Origin of the sequence: Gilliamella apis (assembly GCF_002142155.1) — a bacterium.
Classification (GTDB): domain Bacteria; phylum Pseudomonadota; class Gammaproteobacteria; order Enterobacterales; family Orbaceae; genus Gilliamella; species Gilliamella apis.
In genome coordinates this window covers 62,996-88,308 of sequence record NZ_NASD01000004.1, presented here as the reverse complement: position 1 = coordinate 88,308, position 25,313 = coordinate 62,996, and the positions used below count along the sequence as shown (strand labels likewise).

The window sequence follows — 25,313 nt, the reverse complement described above, 5'->3', positions numbered from 1 at the left end:
GTAAAAACTACGCACTAAGGTGTAACACAAATTAAATGATTAGAGTTGTTATTTGAATAATCTGCTATTACGGAACCATTATAGGCATATACAAGAATTCTATGGTTATTGGCATCATTTTCGGTACCGTTATCAGTACCATTATTGCTATCACTATCAGAACCGTTATTCGTACCACTATTAATTTTGATATCGGTAGCCAAATAAGGTATCACACGCAAAAATTGAGCACCTCTGTAACCAGCCATATACCCCCACTCAGCAAAAAATCCGTTATCAATTGCACGCGTAAGATGATTATCTCGGGAAGGCGATGTAGTGCTGGCGACATCAGAAACCGGTGCATTAGTTAGCTCTTTATAATTAGGAACACGGTAACCTATATCAGCACACCAAGATATATGCTTATCTTTATTATTTTGAGTGTTTCTCCCACGATTAACAAACCACTGTTTTAACTGGAAACCATATTTGACGACTTCTTTATTACTTTGAGGGTCTACACCAACTAACTCAAATGTAATAGGCAATACCGGTTTATGTATAGATCCTAAACTACTTGGTTCATCTGAGTCATGTTGTATTTCTGTAGCGAATGGACCAGTTAAGGTAACACGAACACTGGTACTTGTTACATCGGTCATTGTAGCAGTGATACCATCATGAGTAACTTCCTTCCATAATAAAGCCTCGTTACTACCAATGATGTTTAAATCAAAATATAAATTATTAGCGCCTGTAGTAGGAAAGTTGCGATGATAAGATGATGGGGTAGCAGTTTGAGTAATAAATCCTTTATTAATATCCCATATTGGTTCAGGACCTGCAAAATCGCCTGAACTATAAATAAGGTTTGGTGTGGCAAACAAAACTGAAGGCCCGGCCTTCGGATTAATGTAATAAGTCACATTACTAGAGTTAAAATCACTACTATTAGGTTTTCCATAACGCGTTCTTAATGTTCCGTTAGTACTAGTTAATGTTAACTTATATGGCGCTTTAGTTCCCATTAATACTTCATTACGCGCAACAGTTTCATTATTTTTATCTACGATAGATAACCTTAGATCACCAGTTACTGTAACATCATCATCCCCATCATCATCCCCCCAATAATTATAAGGTGAACCAATAAGTGCATTTAATCCAATTAAATCAGTATCAATTGGTACGGCCATATCGATATCAGCAAAACTTTCACCAATTTTAGGTAATTCAATAGGGTCATTTGAGTTATATGTTATTGGTGTAAATTTTGTCCCATCAGATAGTGAAATCCACAGTAGATCGTCGATATTTGTAACACGAGTAAGATCGCCGTCAAAGGTTAAGTAAGGTTCATGACCCTGAATAGTATTTGATGTTTGAGATTTTAATGCGTGGCTAAAAAAAGGCGTTATCAATAAAAGAATAAGCAAAATCGTTAAAATAATCCGCCAAAATGAATAAAATAGACTTAACATTTTGAGTAAAGAACTTACGATTTTAAGATAAATAAAACTGTAGTGAAAAACTAAATTTTTACTACTCCTATTAAGCGAACTTAGAACAAGTATGAAGCATGTATTTTCGTGATAATTACAATACATTTTATCAATCCTTTAATTTAATTTAATGATTTACAATATTTTTAAATCTAACTAACTAAACTTTATTCGATTGTTTTAACTAAAAAACGTATTAAAAATGTAGTAACTGAAATAGTCTTTTTAATTTAACTTGTTAACTTCTATAAGAACTTTTACTGAATTGTGTATTAAAATGAGGTTTCAAAGTTTAAATAACTTCCCTCAATTTTTTGAGTAACATACTATTTTCCCCAAAATTAGATCCGTACCTTTTGGAGAGGAGTGTCAGGTATTTGGTTGATAAAACAACCATACAACTTTATCTCACAATCTTTGTGAGATCGATTGCCTCAATGAGGCAAATATTTTATTCACCAGTAGCCTAGCTTTATTTTTCGATTCCGAAAATGAAAATTAGACACTAGGAAGTGGTGCATAAATCCAAACGTCTATTGAGTATGTCAATTGATAGCGCCATAAAACAGGTTTATAAAGAGCTTTTCGTTTTTGGAACAAACAGAAGCCCAATAATGGTAAACACTATTAAAGTCAGCATTAATCTAATTGTACATACCCCCTCATTTTGATAAGAGTCCATCACTAATTCGGCACTAGTAATGAGCAACTTGCGCCGAAGTTATGGCAATCATTATGAGATCATCACACAAACTAACATAATTAGTTAATTAATCGATGAATGATGATAGACGATATTATATACACTACCGTGTATGATTGAAAGTAAGATCATGTTAATTACCCTACAGGGAGCGAATCAATTTTTTACTTAACACTATATTTTCTCAATGTATTATTAAAGAGTTAATGGTATAGAAACGCAAAAATTTGATGGTTCATTCAATGATTATATAAGTGTCGAAGTTATACCTAAGGATAAACTTGATGAAGTGTTATATAGAACACCAAATTATATATCTTGGCAACAACAAGTGATGAGTTTGCTAAACTGATTTGATTAATATTTATAGAATAAAAAAACCTCATATGAGGTTTTTTTTATTTGGTTAGGTTCTTATTTTTCTAATTTCATTCTATTATTTAAATCTTCATAAATAATTGAAACACCGTTATCAAATGCAGATGACACTGAAACATCAGATAATTTGAAGATAGTTTCTTTTCCTGCTAACAGTGTATAAGTCGATACAGTCATTGGCTTATCGTTTAGATATGATGCATGAGCAATAATATCAACATTTTCGCTAGTATCATTTTTGAGTTTAATTGTTACTGATGGCTGTATTTTAGACATTCCAGACTTACTGACTTTGTCAATTTTAGTTTTTAAGGTTGGTGACATTTTTACCACCATACCTCCACCAAAATCGGCATTAGCTAATTGGATATCACCAGTTAATTCTTTACCACCAACAGTGATAGGAATTTCAAATAACGCTTTTGAGTCCATTTTTTCTCGATAACATTCAATATATTTGGCATCACCAAATACTTCGGTTATCCCCTTTTTAGCTTCGATTAAGCTGGATGATTCATTACGAGAATCTTTATAATCAGCACACGCGGTCACTTCTACAATTAATTTTGATGAAATAGTTTTCGCTGTTTCACTATTTATATCACTTAAATTTACGGTTGGAGTCAATTCGACTTTACAGCCAGTTAATAACACCACCGACATTATAGAGATAAGTACTTTTTTCATGTATTAATTCCTTTTATTAAAACAATCTCATTAAGGTAATTGAATTAGATTTAATTGCTAATAATTAAAGTTAAGATTATAACTAAGATATATAACGATATATTACACAATAATGATTCCAATCAAATAGGCAAATAACCAATTTTTTGATAGTAATTGTGTAATTAGTATTTAATTATATGATAGTTATAAAAATAATATTATTAATTGAAAAATATGCCATTCAAAACTATCCACCAACTTCAGTTGATCCCATTGAAATAATAAAAATTAGAATGTAATAATAACGATCATCTACTAAGGATATTGCGAAGGTGATTGTTCAATTGAATCAAGTTTACAAAATTTTAAATGCTAAATATCAACGGACGTTTACCTTAATAGAGAATATAAATCGTATATTTAATATTTCATTTAAAAATTTAATTAAATAATTTGTATTGAGGTAACGTTGGGCGTAATCAATAACTGATAATAAGTCTGAAAACGCCCCTATAATCAAAATTTTTAACAATTACAAATTAATATGATCAATGTATCCTTTCACAATATCGACACTATTGGTGAATAATTTTTTTTCGTTGTCATTAAAATCAAGTTCAATAACTTTCTTAATACCATGTTGATCTAAGATTGCCGGTACGCCTATTGCTAAATCTTTATAACCATACTCACCATCTAATACACAACTAAGGGCTAATGCTCGGTGACTATTGGTAAAAATATGTTGGCAGATCTCTGCAATAGTGCTAGCTATACCATATTCAGTACAATGCTTATATTTGACAATTTCAAAGCCTTTGTTTTTAGCTTTTAGTCCAATATCATTAAAATCGATTTTTTTACTTTCTAAATCGTTGAGATTGATACCATAAACCGATGAGTGTGACCAAACTGGAAACTGCGAATCACCATGTTCGCCAACAATAAATGCATCAATACTTTGTGGACCAATATCCATCTGTTCTCCCAATAGGCGTCGTAAACGCACGGTATCAAGCCAAACACCAGTACCAATAACTCTATGACGAGGTAAACCAGATAACTTCCAAACTTGATAAGTAATCGCATCACACGGATTAGTAGCAATTAAAAATATCCCTTTAAAACCACTTTTCATCATACTAGGAATAAGATTAGCCATAATTTTAGAAGTACCAGTAAGTTCTTCAGCTCTGCTTTTTTGCGCTAATCCGGAGGTAACAGTAATAACGGCAATATCAATATCTGCACAGTCCGTCGATTCACGCAAACTGACTTTAATCATATTTTGTCGATAGGCGGCAGCATCTAACAAATCCTGACCATGACCGTAAGCTAAATCCTTATTAAGATCAACCAGTGCAATTTCTTCACAAAATCCACGATTGACCAATGTATAAGCTGTAGTTGAACCAACATTACCTACACCAATAACCATCACTTTACGTAGTTTCATGTTTAATCCTACCTATTTAAGTTGTCAAATTATAGATATTTCTAACAATGTCATTGATTTCCTATCATCATATACCTTTATCCAACATAAACAACAATTGCCTAACTGTTCATATAAGTATTTATATAAATTTTTTAACAATCATTAATTATAATAATGTAGGCGAATATTTTTTGAGCGGTTAGTGTTTATATGTTAGTCTTTTTGATTAATTAAGGAAAGAAGGAACAAATCAATGAAGAAAAGAGTACTTATAGGACTATCCCTAACTACCCCCCTAGCTGTTAACGCGCTGAATTTACAAGGCAGCCAAACTTTTACTGAAGAAGTCAATATTCCAATTACTCATGATTTTGAACGCTCTGGAACTGAAGTTTTAGCTGGTATAAATATAACTTCTGGCAGTAACACCATTTTCAAAAATAATGTCACAATAAATATGTCAAGAGACGATATTCATAATCTCGAAAGTGGTGTATACATTCATGGTATTCGATCTTTGAATGGTATAGGCCCTCAGTCATCAACAGTTTTTGATGGTGACCTCAACATTGGTGTAAAAGGGGAAAATATTGATGCTATTGCATTACTTGATAAAAATTCAACAGTTATTATTAATGGAAAAACAACCTTAACTGTTGATAATCCTGATGATTCCGACGCTATTGTGGTATCAAAAGGAAATTTAATATTAAATGGTGAGTCATTTATTAACGGTGATATTTATGCTATTGATAATGGAACAGTTAAAATAAATAATAAATCGATAATAAATGGTGATATATTCACAAATTTTGGTGGTACAGTTATTTTAGACCTAGCTGCTGGATCTAAAATTGTCGGTGAGGTTTCAGCATTTGGTGATCCAGATGATCCCGACTACCCTGGTCAAGATACCACAGGAATCATAAAAATGAATCTGGCCAAAGGCTCTTCTTGGGAAATTGTCGGCGATTACTCTTATATTACTGAACTATCAGGGCAAGGAGATATAACCTTCACTAATTTTACCAGAAGTAATAACTTTGGCGAGCTAGTAATTGAGAATTTAAAAGGTGCTTCAACCTTTAATTTACGCACCGATATTGCTTCACAACAAAGTGATAAAATTATTATCTCAAAATCATCTGACACTAATCGAACTGTCTCTGCAGAAGGCACCCATACGATAAACTTAATAAATAATGGTTCTGCACAAACTACAGGTAATGAAAAGTTAACTTTAGTTGAAATCGATGACAATGCAACAAATACCGCTGAATTTAAAACTAATCATGATGTTGAGCTTGGTGGTTATCAATATAGTTTAAATAAAGATGGGAAAGATTATGTGTTAACTGGTAAGCCGATTACTTCATCAGCTATGGCCAGTGCTGGATTTCTTAATGCCAATTATTTAATGAACTATGTTGAAACTCAAACCCTTTTAAAACGTTTAGGTGATATGCGTACTAGTGGTAAGTTTGGGGATGTTTGGTTACGAGGTTTTACTGGTAAATTAGATTCGTTTTCTGGTGGTAAATTAAGCAAATTTGATATGAGTTACCATGGTTTCCAATTTGGTGCAGATAAACAACTATCTGAAAATTCACCTTTTGTTATTGGGGCTTTTGTCGGGCAAACTTATGGTAATCCGGATTATCGTAATGGTGATGGTTCATTACGTTCATTTAACACCGGGATATATGCAACTTATTTAGATAACAGTGGTTTTTATATTGATAGTGTAGTCAAATATGATCGGCAAAAAAATCACTTTAAAGTTAAAGATACCGCTAATAATCGCATTCAAGGTACAGGGCATTCTAATGGGCTTGGCTTATCAATGGAATTAGGTCAAAAATTCAAAATTAATGATTTTTATATTGAACCACAAACGCAATTCTCTTACAGTCATCAAAATGGTAACACGATTAATGCATCTAATGGGCTTAATGTTAAATTAGGCAACTACTATTCATTACTTGGTCGAGCATCTGCTCTATTTGGCTATGAATATAAATCAGATAAAAATAGCATTAATCTCTATGCTAAAACTGGTATTGTAAGAGAGTTTGATGGCGATACCTACTATAAACTAAATAACCATAAAGAAAGCCACTCATTCAAAGGTAATTGGTGGAATAATGGTGTTGGCATAAACGCCAATTTCAACCAAAAACATAATATCTATTTGGATTTAGAAAGTTCTCCGGGTAATAAATTTGATTTATTACAGGTTAATGGTGGATATCGTTACTCTTTTTAATTCATTATTTAGCTTAAATTTTTATCTATTCATCCCACGTTGATTATTTGGCGTGGGAATTTCCAATTATCTCGCCTTTGACACTACATTAGCTATCAATCTAATAGATGTATCTATCTACGCTTTTTTTGTATCTTTATTTAACATTAATCGAATTAGTTATAAAAATAATTTGACTTTCATTAATTAAATGATAATAATTCTCATTAGCATTTAAATATTATAGTTTTGTTATTAGGAGTTTATTTAGAAAAGGATTTCATTCATTTCTAACTAATTTTATCTATAACTTATTTTTATATTTCAATCTAGCTTGAAAAGGTAGTATTTAATAAGGATTCGCTAATGAAATTTAATTTTTTTAAAAGCCGCAAAACATTATTAAACATGATATTAACATCATTGTTAGTTTTAACTGGCTTAGCTAATTCAGCATCGGCTGATGAAAAGAAATTTAAAGTGGTTACCACATTTACCGTCATTCAAGATATTGCCCAAAACGTTGCCGGTGATGCTGCAATTGTTGAATCCATTACTAAGGTAGGAGCCGAAATTCATGAATACGATCCTACCCCAAAAGATATTACTAAAGCTCTTTCTGCTGATTTAGTGCTTTGGAATGGTTTAAACTTGGAACTTTGGTTTAAACGTTTTTTTGAGGATATTAAAGATGTACCTTCAGTTGTAGTTACAGAAGGAATCGATCCAATGCCAATTCAAGAAGGCAGTTATAAAGGTAACCCAAATCCACATGCTTGGATGTCACCAACCTTAGCTTTAACCTATATTGAGAATATTCGAGCCGCTTTTGTTAAATATGATCCTAAAAATGCCGAAATCTATAATAAGAATGCCGCAGATTATGTAGCTAAAATTAAAGCGCTAGATGCCCCACTTCGTGAGCGTTTAGCTAAAATTCCAGAATCACAACGTTGGTTAGTGACTAGTGAAGGGGCATTCAGTTATTTAGCGCGTGATTATAATCTTAAAGAAGCTTACTTATGGCCAATTAATGCCGAGCAACAAGGCACGCCCAAACAAGTTAAAAGCCTTATTGATCTAGTTCGAGCGAATAATATTCCGGTCTTATTTAGTGAAAGCACCATTTCAGATAAACCAGCTAAACAAGTCAGTAAAGAAACCGGTGCTAAATACGGTGGTGTGTTATATGTTGATTCACTTTCAACTCAAGATGGCCCAGTACCAACTTATATCGATTTGTTAAAAGTGACTGTTGAAACAATCGCTAAAGGATTTGAAAAATAATGACTCAAATTTGCTTAAATGTTGATGATATTAACGTGACTTATAATAACGGTCACACCGCAATTCATGATGCAAGCTTTCGCTTAAATGGTGGCACAATCTGTGCGCTGGTTGGCGTTAATGGTAGTGGTAAATCGACACTATTTAAAAGCATTATGGGCATGATAAAACCAACTAAAGGACAAGTGACTTTTAATAATATTTCGGTAAAACAAGCATTGAAGCAAAATATTATTGCCTATGTTCCACAAACTGAGGAAGTCGATTGGGATTTTCCGGTTTTAGTTTCTGATGTGGTGATGATGGGACGCTATGGTCACATGTCTTTTTTGCGAATACCAAGTAAAGAGGACAAAAGACAAGTCGATTTGGCGCTCGAACGGGTCAATATGTTGGATTTTAAACATCGCCAGATTGGTCAACTTTCTGGTGGTCAAAAAAAACGTGTTTTTTTAGCAAGAGCTTTGGCTCAGCAAGGTAAGGTATTGTTGTTAGACGAGCCATTTACTGGCGTTGATGTTAAAACAGAAAATGCCATTATCGATCTGCTTAAAGATCTTCGTGATGAAGGCCATTTAATTTTGGTTTCTACCCACAATTTAGGTAGTGTCCCTGAATTTTGTGATCAAGTGGTGTTAATTAACCAAACCGTATTAGCTTTTGGCGAAACAAAAACCACCTTTACACCACAAAATTTGATGACAACTTTTGGTGGTGCTCTACGTTATTTAAGCTTATCAGGTGAACAATTGCATGAGGATGAAGATCCTCGCAAGATGTCGATTTTAACTGATGACGAACGTGCTGCTGTATTTTACGGTGAAGGTAGTGATAGTTCATCTCATCAGGATTTATTAGTCGAACCAACGATAATTGAACCTAAAGGGCAAAACTAAATGGAACTACTTCTAGAACCTTTTACCTATGGCTTTATGTTAAAAGCTATTTGGGTAAGTAGTATAGTTGGCGCCGCTTGTGCATTTTTATCGGCGTTTTTGATGTTAAAAGGCTGGTCTTTAATGGGTGATGCCCTTTCCCACTCTGTAGTACCAGGTGTGGCTGGTGCCTATGCGATCGGCTATCCTTATTCGGTTGGGGCGTTTTTTACAGGATTGTTGGCTGCCTTATCAATAATCATTGTCCGTGCTTTTACTCGTTTAAAAGAAGATGCAATTATAGGTTTTATCTTTTCAACCTTTTTTGCTATTGGCCTTTTAATCATCTCATTAAATCCAACCTCAATTAATGCCCAAACCATTATTTTTGGGAATATTTTGGGAATTGATGATAGTGATATGAGACAAGTGCAAATCATCATTCTGGTTTCATTTATTTTATTACTCTTATTCTGGAAAGATCTGTTAGTGGTGTTTTTTGATGAAACACATGCACGCTCTATTGGTTTAAAACCATTACCATTAAAGATTTTATTCTTCACTATTTTAAGTGCTTGTACGGTTGCAGCTCTGCAAACTGTGGGAGCAATATTAGTCATTGCGATGGTGGTAACGCCAGGAGCAACCGCTTACTTACTCACGGATAGGTTTACAAGGTTATTAATTATTTCAGTGGTTATTGGTGCATCAACTAGTGCAATTGGCGCTTGGATAAGTTATTTTTTAAATGGTGAAACCGGTGGCGTAATTGTGACACTGCAAACCTTAATCTTTTTGACTGCTTTCTTCTTTGCGCCAAGACAAGGATTGATTTCAAACCGTCGTCGAATTAAGCAAGCAAGACGTATTAAAGGGGGAGCAGTATGACTATATTATGGGAGCTTATTTATCATCCCCTAACAATTCCTTTTGTTCAACGTGCTATTCTGGCCGCCTTAGCTACGGGGATTGTTTGTGCTTTGCTGTCATGTTTTTTAGTATTAAAAGGCTGGTCATTAATGGGGGATGCTATTTCTCATGCAGTATTACCTGGTATTGTACTCGCTTATTTAATTGGAATCCCCCTAATGATAGGTGCGTTTGCTTCAGGATTATTTTGTTCTGTCGCTACCGGTTATATTAAGGAAAACAGTCGAATTAAAGAAGATACCGTGATGGGTATTGTTTTTTCGGGAATGTTTGCTTTTGGCTTGGTGTTATTTTCTAAAGTAGAAACATCCCAACATTTAAACCATATTCTATTTGGTAGCGTATTAGGTACTAGTTATCAAGAATTAATACAGATTATTGCTATTGCAGGCATTGTTTCGGTTATAGTGATTGTTAAGCGCCGCGATTTAATGTTGTACTGCTTTGATGCCGTACAAGCCAAAGTGGTTGGTTTACCAGTTAAATTATTGCATTACGGTTTATTAAGTATTTTGGCGCTAACCATTGTTGGATCACTTAAAGCGGCAGGTGTTATCTTAGTTATTGCAATGCTAATTGCCCCAGGTATTACTGCATTTTTGTTAACCAAACGTTTTGAAAAGATGTTAGTGATTGCGGTGATTGTATCAGCTTTTTCGACGGTAACCGGTACATTAATCAGTTTTCATCTAGATGCCTCAACCAGTGCTTGTATTGTGATTTTACAGGCGTTTATCTTTGTTATGGCTCAGTTTTATCGAGTCTATGCTAACCATAAGATAAAACGTTAATTGATCTAGTGTAAATGTTATGTTTTTTCACATTTACACTAGTTATTTAGTTGAGTTTATTATTCATCATCTAAATATTTACCGGCATCAGCATAATTATCAAATCTTGAAAATTGACCTTGGAATTTTAATCTCACTTTACCTATTGGACCATTACGCTGTTTACCTAAGATGATTTCGGCAATACCTTTATGTTCCGACGCTTCATTATAGACTTCATCACGATAGATAAACATAATCACGTCAGCATCTTGTTCAATAGAGCCTGATTCACGTAAGTCAGAGTTAACAGGTCGTTTATCGGCGCGTTGCTCTAAGCTACGGTTAAGCTGCGAAAGTGCAACAACTGGGATTTGCAATTCTTTTGCTAAGGCTTTTAATGAGCGTGAAATTTCAGCGATCTCAAGTGTTCGGTTTTCAGAAATATTAGGTACACGCATAAGCTGTAAATAATCGACCATGATCATACTTAATCCTTTATGTTCACGATAGATTCGTCGTGCTCGTGAACGCAACTCCATAGGTGTTAATCCTGATGAGTCATCGATATAGATATTTTTCTTCTCAAGGAGTAAGCCCATAGTGCTCGATATCCTAGCCCAGTCATCATCTTGTAGTTGACCAGTACGAATACGAGTTTGATCGACACGTGATAGCGATGCTAACATACGCATCATAATTTGCTCTGACGGCATCTCAAGACTAAAAATAAGAACCGGTTTTTCTTGCATCATGGCGGCATTTTCACAAAGATTCATAGCAAATGTGGTTTTACCCATTGATGGACGAGCAGCAATAATAATTAAATCTGAACGTTGTAAACCTGCGGTTTTCTTGTCTAGGTCAAGGAAACCTGTTGATACTCCAGTCACTCCATCATGTGGGCGTTGGAATAGTTCTTCAATTTTTGCTACCGTAGCTTCAAGCACATCGGTAATATTTTTCGGCCCTTCACCTTGCTTGGTACGACTTTCGGCAATTTGGAAAATTTTGCTTTCAGCTAAGTCTAAAATTTCCGTACTATCTCGACCTTCAGTTGAGTAGCAGTTGTCGGCTATCTCATTTGAAGCACTAATCAATTCACGCAATATAGCTTGTTGACGAATAATATCGGTATACGCAACCACATTAATCGCACTAGGAGTATTTTTAGAAAGTTCAGCTAAATACGCAAATCCACCAACATCGATCAGTAAATCCTTACTTTCTAAACTTTCAGAAAGTGTAATTAAATCAATCGGAGTACCACGACTGACTAAGGTATGCATTTCTGAAAATATTAATTGATGATGACGAGAATAAAAATCACGGTCAGTAATCATTTCTGCGACAACATCCCAACGTTGATTATCCAACATTAGGCTACCAAGCACAGCTTGTTCTGCCTCAATAGAATGAGGAGGCAACTTTATATTTTGCAATTTTGATTTTTTTGCGTCTTGATTTTTCAGTTCTTTATTCGAACTTGTTTCATCATTTTTCATTGCATTCATCTTTGTATTTTTAAATTCATTTAACCTATAACTAATTAGCTTACTGTATAAATAATGGGCCTAAAGCGCAATTAGGAAGTTGATATTCTAATGGATAATCCACCTGAACTAAATATAATCCTTCAGGTTTTGCCGTTGCTGCTGCTTGGGTACGATCTTTTGCCGCTAATAAAGCTTCGATCCATTGCGATGATTGGTTACCAGCACCAACTTCTAATAAACTGCCAACAATATTACGCACCATATGGTGAACAAAGGCATTAGCTTTAATATCGACAATAACATATTCACCCTGTCTTGTAACTTCAATATGATGAATATTACGCCATGGAGTCCGTGACTGACATTGTGCAGCTCTAAATGATGAAAAGTCATTTTCACCTAATAAATATTGTGCTGCTTGATGCATAAGCTTTTCATTTAATGGCAGATAATAATGTGACACACCTTTAGCTAAAATAGCCGGACGATAACGATGATTATAAATGATATATCGATAACGGCGAGCTGTTGCGCTAAATCTAGCATGAAAACTATCATCAACACTTTTTGCCCAGCGTACAGCAATATTATCAGGAAGATGGGAATTGACGCCCATTGTCCATGCTCCTTCAGCACGCTGAGCAGTGGTTTCAAAATGAATGACTTGCCCTGTTGCATGAACTCCGGCATCAGTTCTCCCAGCGCAAAATACCACGATAGGTTCATTAGCGATTACTGACAAAGCTGATTCTAATCTTTGTTGTACTGAATCAACATGTTGTTGACGTTGCCAACCAAAATAACCGCTACCATCATATTCGATACCTAAGGCAATCTTACAGGTAGTCATTAATTAAGATCTCTAACGTCTCGATTAACATTAAACCACCTAAATAACGGACATTATCCGCCACTGACCAAAATTGGATTTGCTCATAATTACCATAGCTGTGTCGTAAATTAGCGAGTTTGATCGTCAGATTACTTTCAGCATCAGTATTTACTTCGGTTACCGGTGTTGGTAAATCTTCACTTTTTACTTCAACGCCGAATTCACCAAAACGAGCCATATCTAATTCAATTGGTAAACTGCTTGAAACATTAACCGCTTGAGCCAATCCATAAAATACCGGAACAATAACTGATTCAATAGAGATAGGTAAATCATAATTGCTTATCACTTTACGGATTTGATTAACTTGTGAGTGTTCACCTAAACTTAGGTGGTCAGACTCATGGGAAACAGGTAATAAGTTAAAAGCAAGTTGATTGTCAAACAATTGATTATCAACAGGCATACCATTTAGTAACCGAGCACTTTGCCCAGCAAGTTCGTCAACACCTGGTTTGCCATATAATGAAGAAGGAATAAAGCTACTTACATGTAGATTAGTTAACAACTGGATATCAGCTAATGACGCCACGCAACGCAATAATTGACATACCGTTGGGCTAGCTACAGCAATGATGTTTTCATTGCGATATTCGGTTAGTACACTGTTATTTACTTTCGGTACAATTAATGGAATATGATCTTGATCAGCAAAAAAGCCACTAGCATCGATAACAATACAACCTGCTTGTGCGGCTGTTTGAGCATATTTTTCGCTGGTTTTACTGCCGGCAACAAAAAAAGCAAAATGGCATTGGCTCCAATCCATCTGCTCACTATCAATTACCGTTAAATTTTTACCCGCAAAGCGCACAACTTCACCGGCGCTGTTGTCGCTACCGACTAAATAGAGATTTTCAATTTCAATAGTTTTTGAGTTATTTAATAACTCAATTAGCGCAGAACCCACTTGTCCTGTCGCACCAACAATGGCAATATTCCATGCAGACATATGATAAACCCGAATTAAAAAATTTAGTGACAATTATACCACTATATTGCCAAATATTTCGCAAAAAGATGTTTTCTAACTTTGGAATCTTGCTCGAAAAAATAGATATTAGCTAATTACAATTTCGCTGTTCTTCGTTAAAGTAATTTTATCTGTTGTTCGGTTTCAGTAAGAATTATGGCAAAAATTACATTATCAGCGATTGCGAAAAAAGCTAAGGTCTCAGTGGCATCTGTATCTAGAGTACTAAGAACGCCGAATATGACATCGTCACAAACCCAATCTGTTGTTTATCAAGCAATGAAAGCCTTAAATGTTGATCTCTCAGAAAACTTGAAAAACTACCAACTAGATCATACCAGTAATAGAATATTAATTATTGATAATCAACTTATTTCAAAAAGTTTAATCAATTACGGTATTGAACAAGCTTTATATGAAGTTAAATTACAATTTTGCTATCTACAATTTTCTTACCAAGACGATAGTGATATTTATCATTTGATTCATTACATTACTCAAAATCGCTTTATTGGTATTTTAATAATTAATCAAGCACCTTATTTGGAGAATCTATATAGTTATAAAAAATCATTACCGCCAATGGTATTTGTAAATCATTACAAACATAATTTTTCTTGTGTCTATTTTGATCATCTCACAATTGGTTTTAAAACAACGCAACAGTTAATTAAAAAAGGTAACCAACGGATCGCTATTTTTGTTAATAGCGATAAAAGTATTAACTCATCTTTTTTCCTCCAAGGTTATCAACAATCCTTTCAACGATATAATTTACCAATTGATTCTGACTATATCATTCAAGGCTGTTTAACTTATGAACATGGACGAGATGCAATTAAAACCTTATTAAATAGTAATAAACCACCAACAGCTATTATTTTTGAAGATTTAAGCAGTTTGTCCTTCTTCGATTCAGATAGTTATCATGCACAAAATTATTTATCTTGTTATCGTTCTCTATTTGGAGCCTTACATCAAGTCAATGAAAGCCAATCAAATCAGTTAAAATCAATGTCAATTGCTTATATTAGCCATAGCAATGAATATCAATATAATGATTTGGATAAATTGAATAGAATTAACAAACCACTCTATGAAATGGGCAATAAATCAGTACACTTACTTTGTGATTTACTTAAACAAAATATGACATCGTTAGCACGATGCCATATTATTGAAACTGAAGCTTTTTTTATTAACTAATCTTCTGTTAATGAAAGGTAATAAAAAAATTAAGAAGTTGAAATCAATCTTTTAGGTGACAATTTATCCAATAGTTGAATACCAGCACCAATAAATTGTTGATCTTGATATATTCTAACTAAAGTTTCTACTGCTACACTGTCAGCTAATTTAATTGTTCTACCTAATAAGATATCGCTACCTTGGCTATCATTCAATTGCACTTTCGGGCTATCTTGTAATGGACTATCTACCGGCATGAGTAATTGTGTTTTATCAGTAATATTTTCTAACTCATCCAAGCTAATCATTTTATCGATTGGATAATTTGACACTTGCAAACGTCTTAAATAAATCACATGAGCTCCACATCCAAGTAATTCACCTAAATCATCAATGATAGTACGGATATAAGTCCCTTTTGAACAATGGATCTCTAACGTTAATTCCTGTTTAGCCGAATCGTATTGAATAAATTGGTTTTCGTAAACCGTGATCGGTCTGGCTTCTCGCTCAATGACAATACCTTGACGAGCATATTCATAAAGCGGCTTACCTTGATATTTTAACGCCGAAAACATGGTTGGAACTTGTAAAATGTCACCGCGAAAATGAGTTAATGCTTGCTCTATTTGAAGTTGAGTAACATCAACAGGTTTAGTACAGATTATTTGTCCATCAGCATCAGATGTGTCTGTGCGCTCACCCAATTTAGCAATTACTCGATAACGCTTGTCAGAATCTAATAAGTATTGTGAAAATTTAGTTGCTTCGCCAAAACAAATCGGTAGCATTCCGGTTGCTAAAGGATCGAGAGCACCAGTATGACCTGCCTTTTTAGCATTAAATAGTCTTTTCACTTTTTGTAAGGCATCATTTGATGTCATGCCTTGTGGTTTGTCTAATAACAAAACGCCGTGAACATCACGGCGAATTTTCTTTATATTCATCATAGATATTTAAATTGAAACGGATAACACTCCTCAATATTTTTTACAAAAATTGAGTGCTTTTAATTATTAATCTTTATGACGTTCGTTGTCTTGCTTAATCACATCAGAGACTAAACTAGACATCTGCATACCTTTGACAAGCGATTCATCATAAAAGAATTTAATTTCAGGAATAATTCGTAAACGCATGGCTTTACCGATCAACGTTCGAATATACCCTTTTGCATCATTTAAGACATTCAATCCTTGTTCAATAACTTGTGGATCATCATCATTTAAAAAAGTGACAAATACTTTGGCATAAGAGAGATCACGTGAAATATCTACACCAGAAACAGTCACCATGCCTAAGCGTGGATCTTTGATTTCACGCTGTAAAATAATCGCAATCTCTTTTTGTAATTCATGTCCAACTCGAGATGATCGATTAAATGCTTTTGCCATACCTATTTTCCTTAAAATGTGAATAAGCAAGGTTAAAACCTTGCTTATAACATGTTAACGTATTAATTAAATAGTACGTTTGATTTCGACAGTTTCAAAGACTTCGATATTATCACCGACACGAACATCGTTATAGTTACGAACACCAATACCACATTCCATACCATTACGAACTTCGTTAACATCATCTTTGAAGCGACGTAATGATTCAAGTTCGCCTTCATAGATAACCACGTTATCACGTAATACACGAATTGGATTATGGCGTTTAACTACACCTTCAGTTACCATACAACCTGCAATTGCACCAAATTTAGGTGATTTAAAGACATCACGTACTTCGGCAAGGCCAATAATTTCTTGCTTATATTCAGGGGCAAGCATACCGCTCATTGCTTGTTTAACTTCATCAATAAGGTCATAAATAACTGAATAATAACGTAAGTCTAAGTTTTCAGCCTCTACAACTTTACGCGCAGATGCATCAGCACGAACGTTAAAACCTAAAATAATTGCATTAGATGCTGCAGCAAGTGATGCGTCAGTTTCAGTAATCCCACCTACACCTGAACCAATGATTTTAACTTTAACTTCATCAGTAGATAGTTTAAGTAATGAATCAGAAATTGCTTCAACAGAACCTTGTACGTCAGCTTTAAGGACAATATTAAGTTCAGATACATCACCTTCCGTCATGTTAGTAAACATGTTTTCAAGTTTAGCTTTCTGTTGACGAGCTAGTTTAACATCACGGAATTTACCTTGACGATATAGGGCTACTTCACGAGCTTTCTTTTCATCACGCACAACTGTCGCTTCATCACCGGCTGACGGTACGCCAGACAGACCTAAAATCTCTACCGGAATTGAAGGACCAGCTTCAGTAACTTCTTTACCTAATTCGTTACGCATCGCACGAATACGTCCATATTCGAAACCACACAGTACAATATCGCCTTTACGTAGTGTACCTGATTGAACTAGTACGGTAGCAACAGAACCACGACCTTTATCAAGGAATGACTCAATAACAACACCGCTTGCCATTCCAGTTTCGTAGGCAGTTAATTCAAGTACTTCAGCTTGTAATAAGATCGCTTCAAGTAGTTGGTCGATACCTGTACCTGCTTTAGCTGAAACATGAACAAACTGAGTATCACCACCCCAATCTTCTGACATAACGCCATATTGAGCCAGTTCACCTTTCACGCGCTCAGGATCGGCTTCTGGTTTATCAATCTTATTTACAGCAACAACGATTGGCACATTCGCAGCTTTTGCATGCTGAATAGCTTCAATTGTTTGTGGCATTACACCATCATCGGCAGCAACAACAAGTACCACGATATCCGTTGCTTTAGCACCCCGAGCACGCATTGAAGTAAATGCAGCATGGCCAGGAGTATCTAAGAAAGTGATTTCACCACTTGAGGTTTTAACATGGTAAGCACCAATATGCTGAGTAATACCACCGGCTTCACCTGAAGCAACTTTCGCTTTACGAATATAGTCAAGAAGTGATGTTTTACCATGGTCGACGTGTCCCATGATAGTCACAACTGGAGCGCGTGATACTTTTTCAGCACCTGTATCACGGTCGCTCATTAGTGATTCTTCAAGTTCGTTTTCACGACGAAGTACCACTTTGTGTCCCATTTCTTCAGCTACCAATTGTGCTGTTTCTTGGTCAATAACCTGATTAATAGTTGCCATTGCCCCCATTTTCATCATGGTTTTGATAACTTCTGAGCCTTTTACAGCCATTTTGTTAGCTAGCTCGGCAACAGTGATGGTTTCACCAATAATTACATCTCGGTTAACAGCCTGAACTGGTTTGTTAAAACCTTGTTGTAAAGTACTTTTGCCTTTTTTCTTGTGGTTACCACGAGTTACAGCTCGAGCTTCTTCACGTTCAGCTTTACCTTCAGATAATTTGCTAGCTTTTTTCTGTTTAGTCTGTTTAGTACCACGACCACGACCTCGACCTCCTTCGACTTCACGATCGGTATCATCTTCAGCCGCACGAGCATATTTAGAGGTAGTTACGTGATAATCTTCATCATCACTGTTATTATTGGTTTCTTCTGTTTCATTATATTGTTCAGCAAGTTTGCGCGCTTCTTCCGCCATACGTTTAGCTTCTTCTTCAAGTTTACGGCGGTTTTCTTCTTCAGCTTTACGTTTAATTTCGTTAGCTTCAGCTTCTAAACGTGCTTTTTCTTCCTGTGCTTTTTTCACTTTTGGATCAGCGGCTTGTTCTTGAGCAGCTTTAGCTTTTTGTTCTTGACTACGCTTTTTAGCTTCTGCTTCTTCACGTTTCTTTTGTTCTTCAGCAGCTAATTTTGCCTTTTGTTCGACTTCTTTACGCGCTTTTAATTCAGCTTCTTGTTTGGCTTTTTGTTCCGCTTCAAGACGTGCTTTTTCTAACTCAGCGGGATCTTGTTTAACAATAGTTCGTTTTTTACGAACTTCAACTTTAATTTCTTTGCTTTTACCACCGCCACTTGACACATTAAGTGTTGAATGTGTTTTACGTTGCAAAGTTAATTTTGTTGGGCCTTGCTGAGGTTTTAAATGCGCAAGCAAAGCTTCTTTTTCCTTTTGAGTCACAGTGTCAGATGCGGTTTTTTTCATACCAGCATCAGCAAACTGTTGCAAAAGCGTTTCCACTGGAGTTTTTATCTCTTGAGCCAGTGTTTCGATTGATACTTTGGTCATGTATTACTTTCCCTCAATTATTCATTTGCAAACCAACAAATATTACGGGCAGCCATAATAAAATCGCCAGCTTGTGTGCTTGTTAAACCTTCAATATCCGCAAGATCATCTGTACCTTGTTCAGCTAAATCTTCTAAAGTTACCACATCTCGTTGTGCTAATTGATAGGCCAATTCTTGTGTCATACCTGGTAGATCTAATAAATCTTGGGCAGGTCGTTTATCACCACTATGAGCAAGCGCAATAGTTGTTAATGCATCTTTTGCTCGATTTCTTAATGCTTCAACCAGCTCTTCATCAAGTTCATCAATTTCTAATAACTCTTCAACTGGTACATAAGCTAGTTCTTCTAATGAAGTAAAACCTTCTTCAACTAAAAGCTGGGCAAGATCTTCTTCAATATCTAAATGTTTCATTAGATTATTAATTGCTGCAAAAGATTCAGCTTGATGTTTTTCTTGCAAATCTTCTGTGCTCATGACATTTAACGTCCAACCAGTAAGTTGTGATGCTAAACGAATATTTTGTCCGTTACGACCAATAGCTTGTGGTAATGTTTCAGCATTAACTGCGACATCCATAGTGTGTTTATCTTCATCAACCACGATTGACACAACATCGGCTGGCGCCATAGCATTGATAACATATTGTGCAGGATTATCATCCCAAAGAACGATATCGATACGCTCACCACCAAATTCATTTGAAACAGCTTGAACACGTGCGCCTCGCATACCAACACAAGCACCAACAGGATCAATACGACGGTCGTTACTGCTAACCGCAATTTTAGCACGGGAACCAGGATCACGAGATACACCTTTAATGTCTATCATCTCTTCACCGATTTCCGGCACTTCAATGCGGAATAACTCTTCCATCATTTGAGGATTTGAACGACTAACACAAAGTTGTGCTGGTTTATTATCTTGTTCAACAAGATATAAAATACCACGTACACGATCACCAATTCGGAAATTTTCACGAGGTAACATATCATGGCGAGACATCATTGCATCAGCGTTATTACCTAAATCAAGGATAACACTATCACGATTGGTCTTTTTAACAATACCAGTCACGATATCACCGATTCGGTTTCTAAACATGTCAATCACCATTGCACGCTCAGCTTCACGTACTTTTTGGACAATAACTTGTTTAGCGGTTTGGGTTGTAATACGGTCAAACGCGACTGACTCAATTTGTTCTTCTACATAATCACCTAATTTTACATCAGGATCTTCAAACTGTGCTGCTTCAAGGGTTATTTCTTTGGTAGGTTGAGTGACTTCATTCACTACTAACCAACGACGAAACGTATCATAATCGCCAGTTTTATGATCGATTTTTACAATAACGTCGATATCAACAGTATGTTTCTTTTTAGTGGCCGTCGCTAATGCGGTTTCTAGCGCTTCGAAAATCTTATCTCGGGTAAGAGCTTTTTCATTAGATACTGCTTCAACAACAGCTAAAATTTCTTTATTCATCCTTTACACCTGTACTCTATTTAAGGTTAAAATTTGGTACAATGTTTGCTTTTTGAATATTACTAAAAGCAAACACTTCATCATTTCCATCTACATTAAACGTAATCATTTCATTCTCAATGGATTTAATCTGTCCTTTCCACTTGCGGCGATTGGCAACCGGAATACGCAAACTGACGATGACTTCTTCACCAACAAAACGTTGATAGTGTTCAAGCGTAAACAAAGGCCTATCCATACCTGGAGATGAAACTTCAAGATTGTAGGCATCTGTAATAGGGTCTTCAACATCAAGTACCGCACTAATTTGTCGACTAACATCAGCACAATCATCAACGGTAATACCATTTTCACTATCAATATATACGCGTAAAACGGGATAACGACCACGAATATATTCAATACCAACTAGCTCAAAACCAAGTGCATTAACTGGTTCTTGAATGATATCGGTCAATTGCTGTTCTAAATTAGCCAAACAAACCTCCACTGCAGAAAATAAAAAAGGGCATAAAGCCCAACATTCCTTTTAAACTTGCGTTTAAATCATAACATATAAAAAAACCCCGACAAGCGAGGCTACATTTAAAATTTAATATAATGAAGCCACTTGATTCGAACTTTCAGACAATAAAAATGGGATAGATTAATATGAATGAAAATTTAAGTGGTTGCGGGGGCTGGATTTGAACCAACGACCTTCGGGTTATGAGCCCGACGAGCTACCAAGCTGCTCCACCCCGCGATAGATGGCTGAAGATTATACTGTCTTTTGTAAAAATTGCAACCGAAAATCATAGCATAATTAACAAAAAGACCTTAAAGTTATTGAAAACTAAATTGCTATGATTTTGTGTCGCAACTAATTCCAATTAATCTAAAGTTAAGGTTAATATAAGTACAATTATTGTTTTTTCAAGTAATAAATTCCGCTGAATAATCAGCGGATAGTTTTACTATTATTATTTTTGCGTTGCAGCTTTCATCGTTTTAACGAAACTAGCTAGTTCGCTCAACATTTTCGCTGGATTATTAAGGTTATTTTCAATAATTTTCACCGTTGCCGATCCTGCAATTGCGCCAGCAGCACCAGCTTTAATTGCTTCACTCACTTGAGTTGGTTCTGAAATACCAAATCCTTGAATCGCAGGGGGGGCTTTAAACTCCATCAATTTTTCCAGTAAATGAGTTAACGGTTTATTCGCACGATTTTCAGTACCAGTTACACCAGCTCGTGAGACTAAATAAGTATAACCTTTACCATGCTTAGCAATATTTGTTATCACCTCATCGTCAGCATTAGGTGGACAGATAAATATCGGAGCTATGCCATGTTTTTCTGCAACACCAGTAAACTCTTGTGCATATTCAACCGGTAAATCGGCAACTAATACAGAATCAACACCAGCTTTGGCGCATTTAGCATAAAAGTTGTCAATACCATTTTTAAAAACTAAATTGGCATAGATTAATAATCCGATAGGAATATCTGGGTTACTAGTTCGAATGTTAGTTAAGATTTCAAAGCATTTTTCAACGGTTATACCACCATTAAAAGCACGAATATTAGCATTTTGAATTGTTGGTCCATCCGCCATTGGATCAGAAAAAGGAATGCCTAATTCTAACGCATCAGCCCCAGCATCAATCATAGTTTGAATAATTTGACTTGAAAGTTGTGGGTTTGGGTCACCAACCGGAACAAAAGGAACAAATGCACCACGTTTTTCGACTGTTAAACGATCAAACAGTTTTTGATAACGACTCATTCTATTTCTCCTTTTGCTTTTAATACATCATAAACCGTAAAGATATCTTTATCACCACGACCAGATAAATTAACAATTAATAGTTGTTCTTTGTTTGGATTTTCTTTAATCATTTTCAGTGCATAAGCTAATGCATGCGATGACTCTAATGCAGGAATAATGCCTTCACTACGAGATAATGCTTTGAAGGCTTCAAGCGCCTCATCATCAGTAGCAGAGACATATTCCGCTCGACCAATACTATCTAAATATGCATGTTGTGGTCCTACTGCCGGAAAATCAAGACCAGCAGAAATCGAATAAGACTCTTCAATTTGCCCTTCATCCGTTTGCATCATTGGTGTTTTCATACCAAAGTAGATACCGAGTTTACCATGTTTTAACGATGCACCATGTTCACCACTTTCAATACCATGCCCACCTGGCTCTACACCAATTAATCTAACTGATTTATCATCAATAAAATTAGCAAACATACCAATTGCGTTTGAACCACCGCCAACACAGGCGATTACTGCATCAGGCAAACGCCCCTCTTTTTCCATAATTTGTTGTTTTGCTTCACGACTAATCATTTGTTGAAATTCACGCACAATGGTCGGAAATGGATGAGGTCCAGCAGCTGTACCTAACATATAGTGTGCGGTTTCATAACTACCAGACCAATCACGTAATGCTTCATTACAAGCATCTTTTAACGTGGCTGAACCTGTTTCCACCGGAATAACAGTGGCGCCCATCAGTCGCATTCTAAATACATTCGGTGCTTGACGTTTAACATCTTTGGCTCCCATGTAGATCCGGCATTTTAAACCTAATAATGCGCAAGCTAATGCTGAAGCGACACCGTGCTGACCAGCACCAGTTTCGGCAATAATTTCGGTTTTACCCATTCTTTTAGCTAGTAATGCTTGGCCTAGGACTTGGTTAGTTTTATGGGCTCCACCATGAACTAAATCTTCTCGTTTTAAATATAGTTTTGTTTTGGTACCTGCAGTAAGATTTTTACACAATGTTAATGCGGTTGGGCGACCTGCATAGTTAACCAAAAGGTCATTAAATTCTTTTTGAAAACTCGGATCGTGTATCGCCGATATAAAAGCATCCTCAAGTTGTTCTAGTACTGGCATTAATATTTGCGGTACATATTGACCACCAAACTCGCCAAAATAAGGATTTAATTTAGACATAACCATTCCTTCAATATAATTAGTTAAATTTGTTCAAATACTGCTGTAATTTTTTGTTTATCTTTAATTCCGGGTGAAACTTCAACGCCCGAGTTAAGGTCAACACCAACAACATCAGTAGCGAGTGCTTCACTTACATTTTGTGGATTAATACCACCAGCTAAAATGACGTTACTTAAATCTTTGCCACGTAACAGCGACCAATTAAAACTTTTACCTGTTCCACCGGCGCCATTATCAAATATATAACGAGAGACTAATGGATTATCATGGTTCGGAATACTATCACTAATACTTAATGCTTTCCAAATTTGACAGGCTGCTGGCAATTTTTGGCGAAGTGTTTGAATATAATTATCATCCTCATGACCATGTAATTGCACTGCGAAAAGTGATAATTGTTGCGCTATCTGGCAAACTTCGTCTATATCGCTATTTTTAAAAACACCCACCCAATTTAGCGGAGCTGCTGCTATAACACTTCGTGCTTTAGTTGCTGTAATATATCTTGGTGAATTAGAGACAAAAATTAATCCGCCATAAATCGCGCCAGCTTGATAGACAGTTATCGCGTCCTGCGCTCTGGTTAAACCACAGACTTTATTTTCACCTAACATCACTTTACGAATAGCTAGGTTTAAATTTGACTCAGACATTAACGCGCTACCAATTAAAAAACCGTTAGCATAATGGCTAAGATCTTTAACTTGATTATGAGTGTAAATACCCGATTCACTGATAATAATTCGATCATCAGGGATAGATTTAGATAATGTTTTTACTCGATTTAAATCTACTGACAGATCACGAAGATTACGATTATTAATACCAATAACTTTGGCGCCAAGATTAATGGCTCGCTCAACTTCTTGTTCCGTACTGGCTTCAGTCAAAATTCCCATATTAAGTTGATGAGCAATTTGGCTAAGATGGCGATACTCATCATCATTTACCACTGATAACATTAATAAGATAGCATCCGCTTGATAATATCGCGCTAAGTAAATTTGATATTCATCGATAATAAAATCTTTGCAAAGTACTGGTTGTGTGACTTCATTACGTACCATAGGCAAAAATTCAAAGCTACCTTGAAAATATTTTTCATCAGTTAAAACTGAAATCGCTGAAGCATAATCTTTATAAACTTTAGCAATAGTTGCCGGATCAAAATCATCACGAATTAAGCCTTTAGATGGTGACGCTTTTTTACATTCTAAGATAAATACCGTTTTCGGTTGTGTTAATGCTTGATAAAAATCACGATCACTCGGTACAACTTTGCTTTTAAAGTTAGCCAGTGGATTTTTAGCTTGCTGTTCAGCCAGCCATAGTTGTTTATCTTCAATGATTTTTTTTAATACTGTTGCCATTTCAACATTTTCGGTTAATGCTTCAATTGCCATGTTATTCTCCACTTA

The 25,313-nt window shown here is 35.5% G+C and carries 21 protein-coding genes and 1 tRNA gene; 7 read left to right on the top strand and 15 right to left on the bottom strand.

What is annotated here, in order from left to right:
- Window positions 1-14: 14 nt before the first annotated feature.
- Window positions 15-1,463, bottom strand: a complete 1,449-nt coding sequence (locus tag B6C84_RS03175; protein ID WP_086354082.1) for a hypothetical protein — start codon at window positions 1,461-1,463, stop codon at window positions 15-17.
- 935 nt (window positions 1,464-2,398) lie between these two features.
- Between B6C84_RS03175 and B6C84_RS11795 the strand changes: the two genes are divergently transcribed.
- Entirely contained in the window at window positions 2,399-2,539 is a 141-nt protein-coding gene (locus B6C84_RS11795; protein ID WP_081300002.1) for a CbrC family protein, read from the top strand.
- A 62-nt stretch (window positions 2,540-2,601) separates the two neighbouring features.
- Here the strand turns inward: B6C84_RS11795 and B6C84_RS03165 are convergent, their stop codons facing one another.
- Window positions 2,602-3,252 (bottom strand): DUF7424 family protein, encoded by a 651-nt coding sequence (locus B6C84_RS03165; RefSeq protein ID WP_086354081.1) that lies wholly within the window; start codon window positions 3,250-3,252, stop codon window positions 2,602-2,604.
- Window positions 3,253-3,766: 514 nt separating this feature from the next.
- Window positions 3,767-4,690 carry an L-lactate dehydrogenase gene (locus B6C84_RS03160; RefSeq protein ID WP_086321008.1) on the bottom strand — a complete coding sequence of 308 codons (924 nt, stop codon included), beginning with the start codon at window positions 4,688-4,690 and terminating at the stop codon, window positions 3,767-3,769.
- A gap of 235 nt (window positions 4,691-4,925) precedes the next feature.
- Between B6C84_RS03160 and B6C84_RS03155 the strand changes: the two genes are divergently transcribed.
- The 5 genes from B6C84_RS03155 to B6C84_RS03135 all read left to right on the top strand — a co-directional run bounded on the left by B6C84_RS03155 (window position 4,926) and on the right by B6C84_RS03135 (window position 10,800).
- Entirely contained in the window at window positions 4,926-6,938 is a 2,013-nt protein-coding gene (locus B6C84_RS03155) for an autotransporter outer membrane beta-barrel domain-containing protein (protein ID WP_086354080.1), read from the top strand.
- Window positions 6,939-7,325: 387 nt separating this feature from the next.
- Window positions 7,326-8,204 carry a metal ABC transporter substrate-binding protein gene (locus B6C84_RS03150; protein ID WP_086321044.1) on the top strand — a complete coding sequence of 293 codons (879 nt, stop codon included), beginning with the start codon at window positions 7,326-7,328 and terminating at the stop codon, window positions 8,202-8,204.
- Entirely contained in the window at window positions 8,204-9,100 is an 897-nt protein-coding gene (locus tag B6C84_RS03145) for a manganese/iron ABC transporter ATP-binding protein (protein ID WP_086321006.1), read from the top strand. The genes B6C84_RS03150 and B6C84_RS03145 overlap by 1 nt, the downstream gene beginning before the upstream one ends.
- Entirely contained in the window at window positions 9,101-9,967 is an 867-nt protein-coding gene (locus B6C84_RS03140; protein WP_065578440.1) for a metal ABC transporter permease, read from the top strand.
- The gene (locus B6C84_RS03135) at window positions 9,964-10,800 is read left to right on the top strand and encodes a metal ABC transporter permease (RefSeq protein WP_065650945.1); all 837 of its coding nucleotides are present in this window, start codon (window positions 9,964-9,966) and stop codon (window positions 10,798-10,800) included. The genes B6C84_RS03140 and B6C84_RS03135 overlap by 4 nt, the downstream gene beginning before the upstream one ends.
- A gap of 59 nt (window positions 10,801-10,859) precedes the next feature.
- Here the strand turns inward: B6C84_RS03135 and dnaB are convergent, their stop codons facing one another.
- From dnaB to B6C84_RS03120, 3 genes are read right to left on the bottom strand one after another with little or no spacing between them, the layout of a single operon-like run.
- The gene (gene dnaB, locus B6C84_RS03130; protein ID WP_086321043.1) at window positions 10,860-12,284 is read right to left on the bottom strand and encodes a replicative DNA helicase; all 1,425 of its coding nucleotides are present in this window, start codon (window positions 12,282-12,284) and stop codon (window positions 10,860-10,862) included.
- Window positions 12,285-12,333: 49 nt separating this feature from the next.
- The gene (gene truA, locus B6C84_RS03125) at window positions 12,334-13,125 is read right to left on the bottom strand and encodes a tRNA pseudouridine(38-40) synthase TruA (protein ID WP_086321005.1); all 792 of its coding nucleotides are present in this window, start codon (window positions 13,123-13,125) and stop codon (window positions 12,334-12,336) included.
- On the bottom strand, window positions 13,112-14,119 hold the full coding sequence (locus tag B6C84_RS03120; protein WP_086321004.1) for an aspartate-semialdehyde dehydrogenase: 1,008 nt from the start codon (window positions 14,117-14,119) through the stop codon (window positions 13,112-13,114). Before B6C84_RS03120 ends, truA begins: the two co-directional genes overlap by 14 nt.
- A 177-nt stretch (window positions 14,120-14,296) precedes the next feature.
- On the opposite strand from B6C84_RS03120, the gene B6C84_RS03115 reads away from it, so the two are divergent.
- Window positions 14,297-15,346 carry a LacI family DNA-binding transcriptional regulator gene (locus B6C84_RS03115; RefSeq protein WP_086354079.1) on the top strand — a complete coding sequence of 350 codons (1,050 nt, stop codon included), beginning with the start codon at window positions 14,297-14,299 and terminating at the stop codon, window positions 15,344-15,346.
- A gap of 29 nt (window positions 15,347-15,375) precedes the next feature.
- Here B6C84_RS03115 and truB read toward each other — a convergent pair whose 3' ends face one another.
- The 9 genes from truB to trpCF form a co-directional block, all read right to left on the bottom strand.
- Entirely contained in the window at window positions 15,376-16,278 is a 903-nt protein-coding gene (gene truB / locus B6C84_RS03110) for a tRNA pseudouridine(55) synthase TruB (protein ID WP_217332106.1), read from the bottom strand.
- A 66-nt stretch (window positions 16,279-16,344) separates the two neighbouring features.
- Complete coding sequence (gene rbfA, locus B6C84_RS03105; RefSeq protein ID WP_034882735.1) at window positions 16,345-16,722, bottom strand: 30S ribosome-binding factor RbfA; 378 nt, start codon at window positions 16,720-16,722, stop codon at window positions 16,345-16,347.
- A gap of 66 nt (window positions 16,723-16,788) precedes the next feature.
- Window positions 16,789-19,440 (bottom strand): translation initiation factor IF-2, encoded by a 2,652-nt coding sequence (infB, locus tag B6C84_RS03100; RefSeq protein WP_086321001.1) that lies wholly within the window; start codon window positions 19,438-19,440, stop codon window positions 16,789-16,791.
- Between the two features lie 17 nt (window positions 19,441-19,457).
- Window positions 19,458-20,933 carry a transcription termination factor NusA gene (gene nusA / locus B6C84_RS03095; protein ID WP_065614089.1) on the bottom strand — a complete coding sequence of 492 codons (1,476 nt, stop codon included), beginning with the start codon at window positions 20,931-20,933 and terminating at the stop codon, window positions 19,458-19,460.
- Between the two features lie 16 nt (window positions 20,934-20,949).
- Entirely contained in the window at window positions 20,950-21,411 is a 462-nt protein-coding gene (rimP, locus tag B6C84_RS03090) for a ribosome maturation factor RimP (protein ID WP_065578449.1), read from the bottom strand.
- A gap of 190 nt (window positions 21,412-21,601) precedes the next feature.
- Window positions 21,602-21,678, bottom strand: a tRNA-Met gene (locus B6C84_RS03085).
- Between the two features lie 217 nt (window positions 21,679-21,895).
- Window positions 21,896-22,702 carry a tryptophan synthase subunit alpha gene (trpA, locus tag B6C84_RS03080; RefSeq protein WP_086321000.1) on the bottom strand — a complete coding sequence of 269 codons (807 nt, stop codon included), beginning with the start codon at window positions 22,700-22,702 and terminating at the stop codon, window positions 21,896-21,898.
- On the bottom strand, window positions 22,699-23,892 hold the full coding sequence (gene trpB / locus B6C84_RS03075) for a tryptophan synthase subunit beta (protein WP_086320999.1): 1,194 nt from the start codon (window positions 23,890-23,892) through the stop codon (window positions 22,699-22,701). The genes trpA and trpB overlap by 4 nt, the downstream gene beginning before the upstream one ends.
- Window positions 23,893-23,915: 23 nt before the next feature.
- Window positions 23,916-25,298 (bottom strand): bifunctional indole-3-glycerol-phosphate synthase TrpC/phosphoribosylanthranilate isomerase TrpF, encoded by a 1,383-nt coding sequence (gene trpCF, locus B6C84_RS03070; RefSeq protein WP_165754934.1) that lies wholly within the window; start codon window positions 25,296-25,298, stop codon window positions 23,916-23,918.
- Window positions 25,299-25,313: the final 15 nt, after the last annotated feature.

Coding starts and splice junctions, on each gene's coding strand:
- infB (WP_086321001.1), bottom strand. CDS start 19,440: ATGACCAAAGTATCAATCGAAACACTGGCTCAAGAGATAAAAACTCCA.
- B6C84_RS03145 (WP_086321006.1), top strand. CDS start 8,204: ATGACTCAAATTTGCTTAAATGTTGATGATATTAACGTGACTTATAAT.
- dnaB (WP_086321043.1), bottom strand. CDS start 12,284: ATGAAAAATGATGAAACAAGTTCGAATAAAGAACTGAAAAATCAAGAC.
- B6C84_RS03120 (WP_086321004.1), bottom strand. CDS start 14,119: ATGTCTGCATGGAATATTGCCATTGTTGGTGCGACAGGACAAGTGGGT.
- truB (WP_217332106.1), bottom strand. CDS start 16,278: ATGATGAATATAAAGAAAATTCGCCGTGATGTTCACGGCGTTTTGTTA.
- B6C84_RS03175 (WP_086354082.1), bottom strand. CDS start 1,463: ATGTTAAGTCTATTTTATTCATTTTGGCGGATTATTTTAACGATTTTG.
- trpA (WP_086321000.1), bottom strand. CDS start 22,702: ATGAGTCGTTATCAAAAACTGTTTGATCGTTTAACAGTCGAAAAACGT.
- rbfA (WP_034882735.1), bottom strand. CDS start 16,722: ATGGCAAAAGCATTTAATCGATCATCTCGAGTTGGACATGAATTACAA.
- B6C84_RS03140 (WP_065578440.1), top strand. CDS start 9,101: ATGGAACTACTTCTAGAACCTTTTACCTATGGCTTTATGTTAAAAGCT.
- B6C84_RS03165 (WP_086354081.1), bottom strand. CDS start 3,252: ATGAAAAAAGTACTTATCTCTATAATGTCGGTGGTGTTATTAACTGGC.
- B6C84_RS03160 (WP_086321008.1), bottom strand. CDS start 4,690: ATGAAACTACGTAAAGTGATGGTTATTGGTGTAGGTAATGTTGGTTCA.
- B6C84_RS03115 (WP_086354079.1), top strand. CDS start 14,297: ATGGCAAAAATTACATTATCAGCGATTGCGAAAAAAGCTAAGGTCTCA.
- trpCF (WP_165754934.1), bottom strand. CDS start 25,298: ATGGCAATTGAAGCATTAACCGAAAATGTTGAAATGGCAACAGTATTA.
- trpB (WP_086320999.1), bottom strand. CDS start 23,892: ATGTCTAAATTAAATCCTTATTTTGGCGAGTTTGGTGGTCAATATGTA.
- truA (WP_086321005.1), bottom strand. CDS start 13,125: ATGACTACCTGTAAGATTGCCTTAGGTATCGAATATGATGGTAGCGGT.
- B6C84_RS03155 (WP_086354080.1), top strand. CDS start 4,926: ATGAAGAAAAGAGTACTTATAGGACTATCCCTAACTACCCCCCTAGCT.
- B6C84_RS03135 (WP_065650945.1), top strand. CDS start 9,964: ATGACTATATTATGGGAGCTTATTTATCATCCCCTAACAATTCCTTTT.
- nusA (WP_065614089.1), bottom strand. CDS start 20,933: ATGAATAAAGAAATTTTAGCTGTTGTTGAAGCAGTATCTAATGAAAAA.
- B6C84_RS03150 (WP_086321044.1), top strand. CDS start 7,326: ATGATATTAACATCATTGTTAGTTTTAACTGGCTTAGCTAATTCAGCA.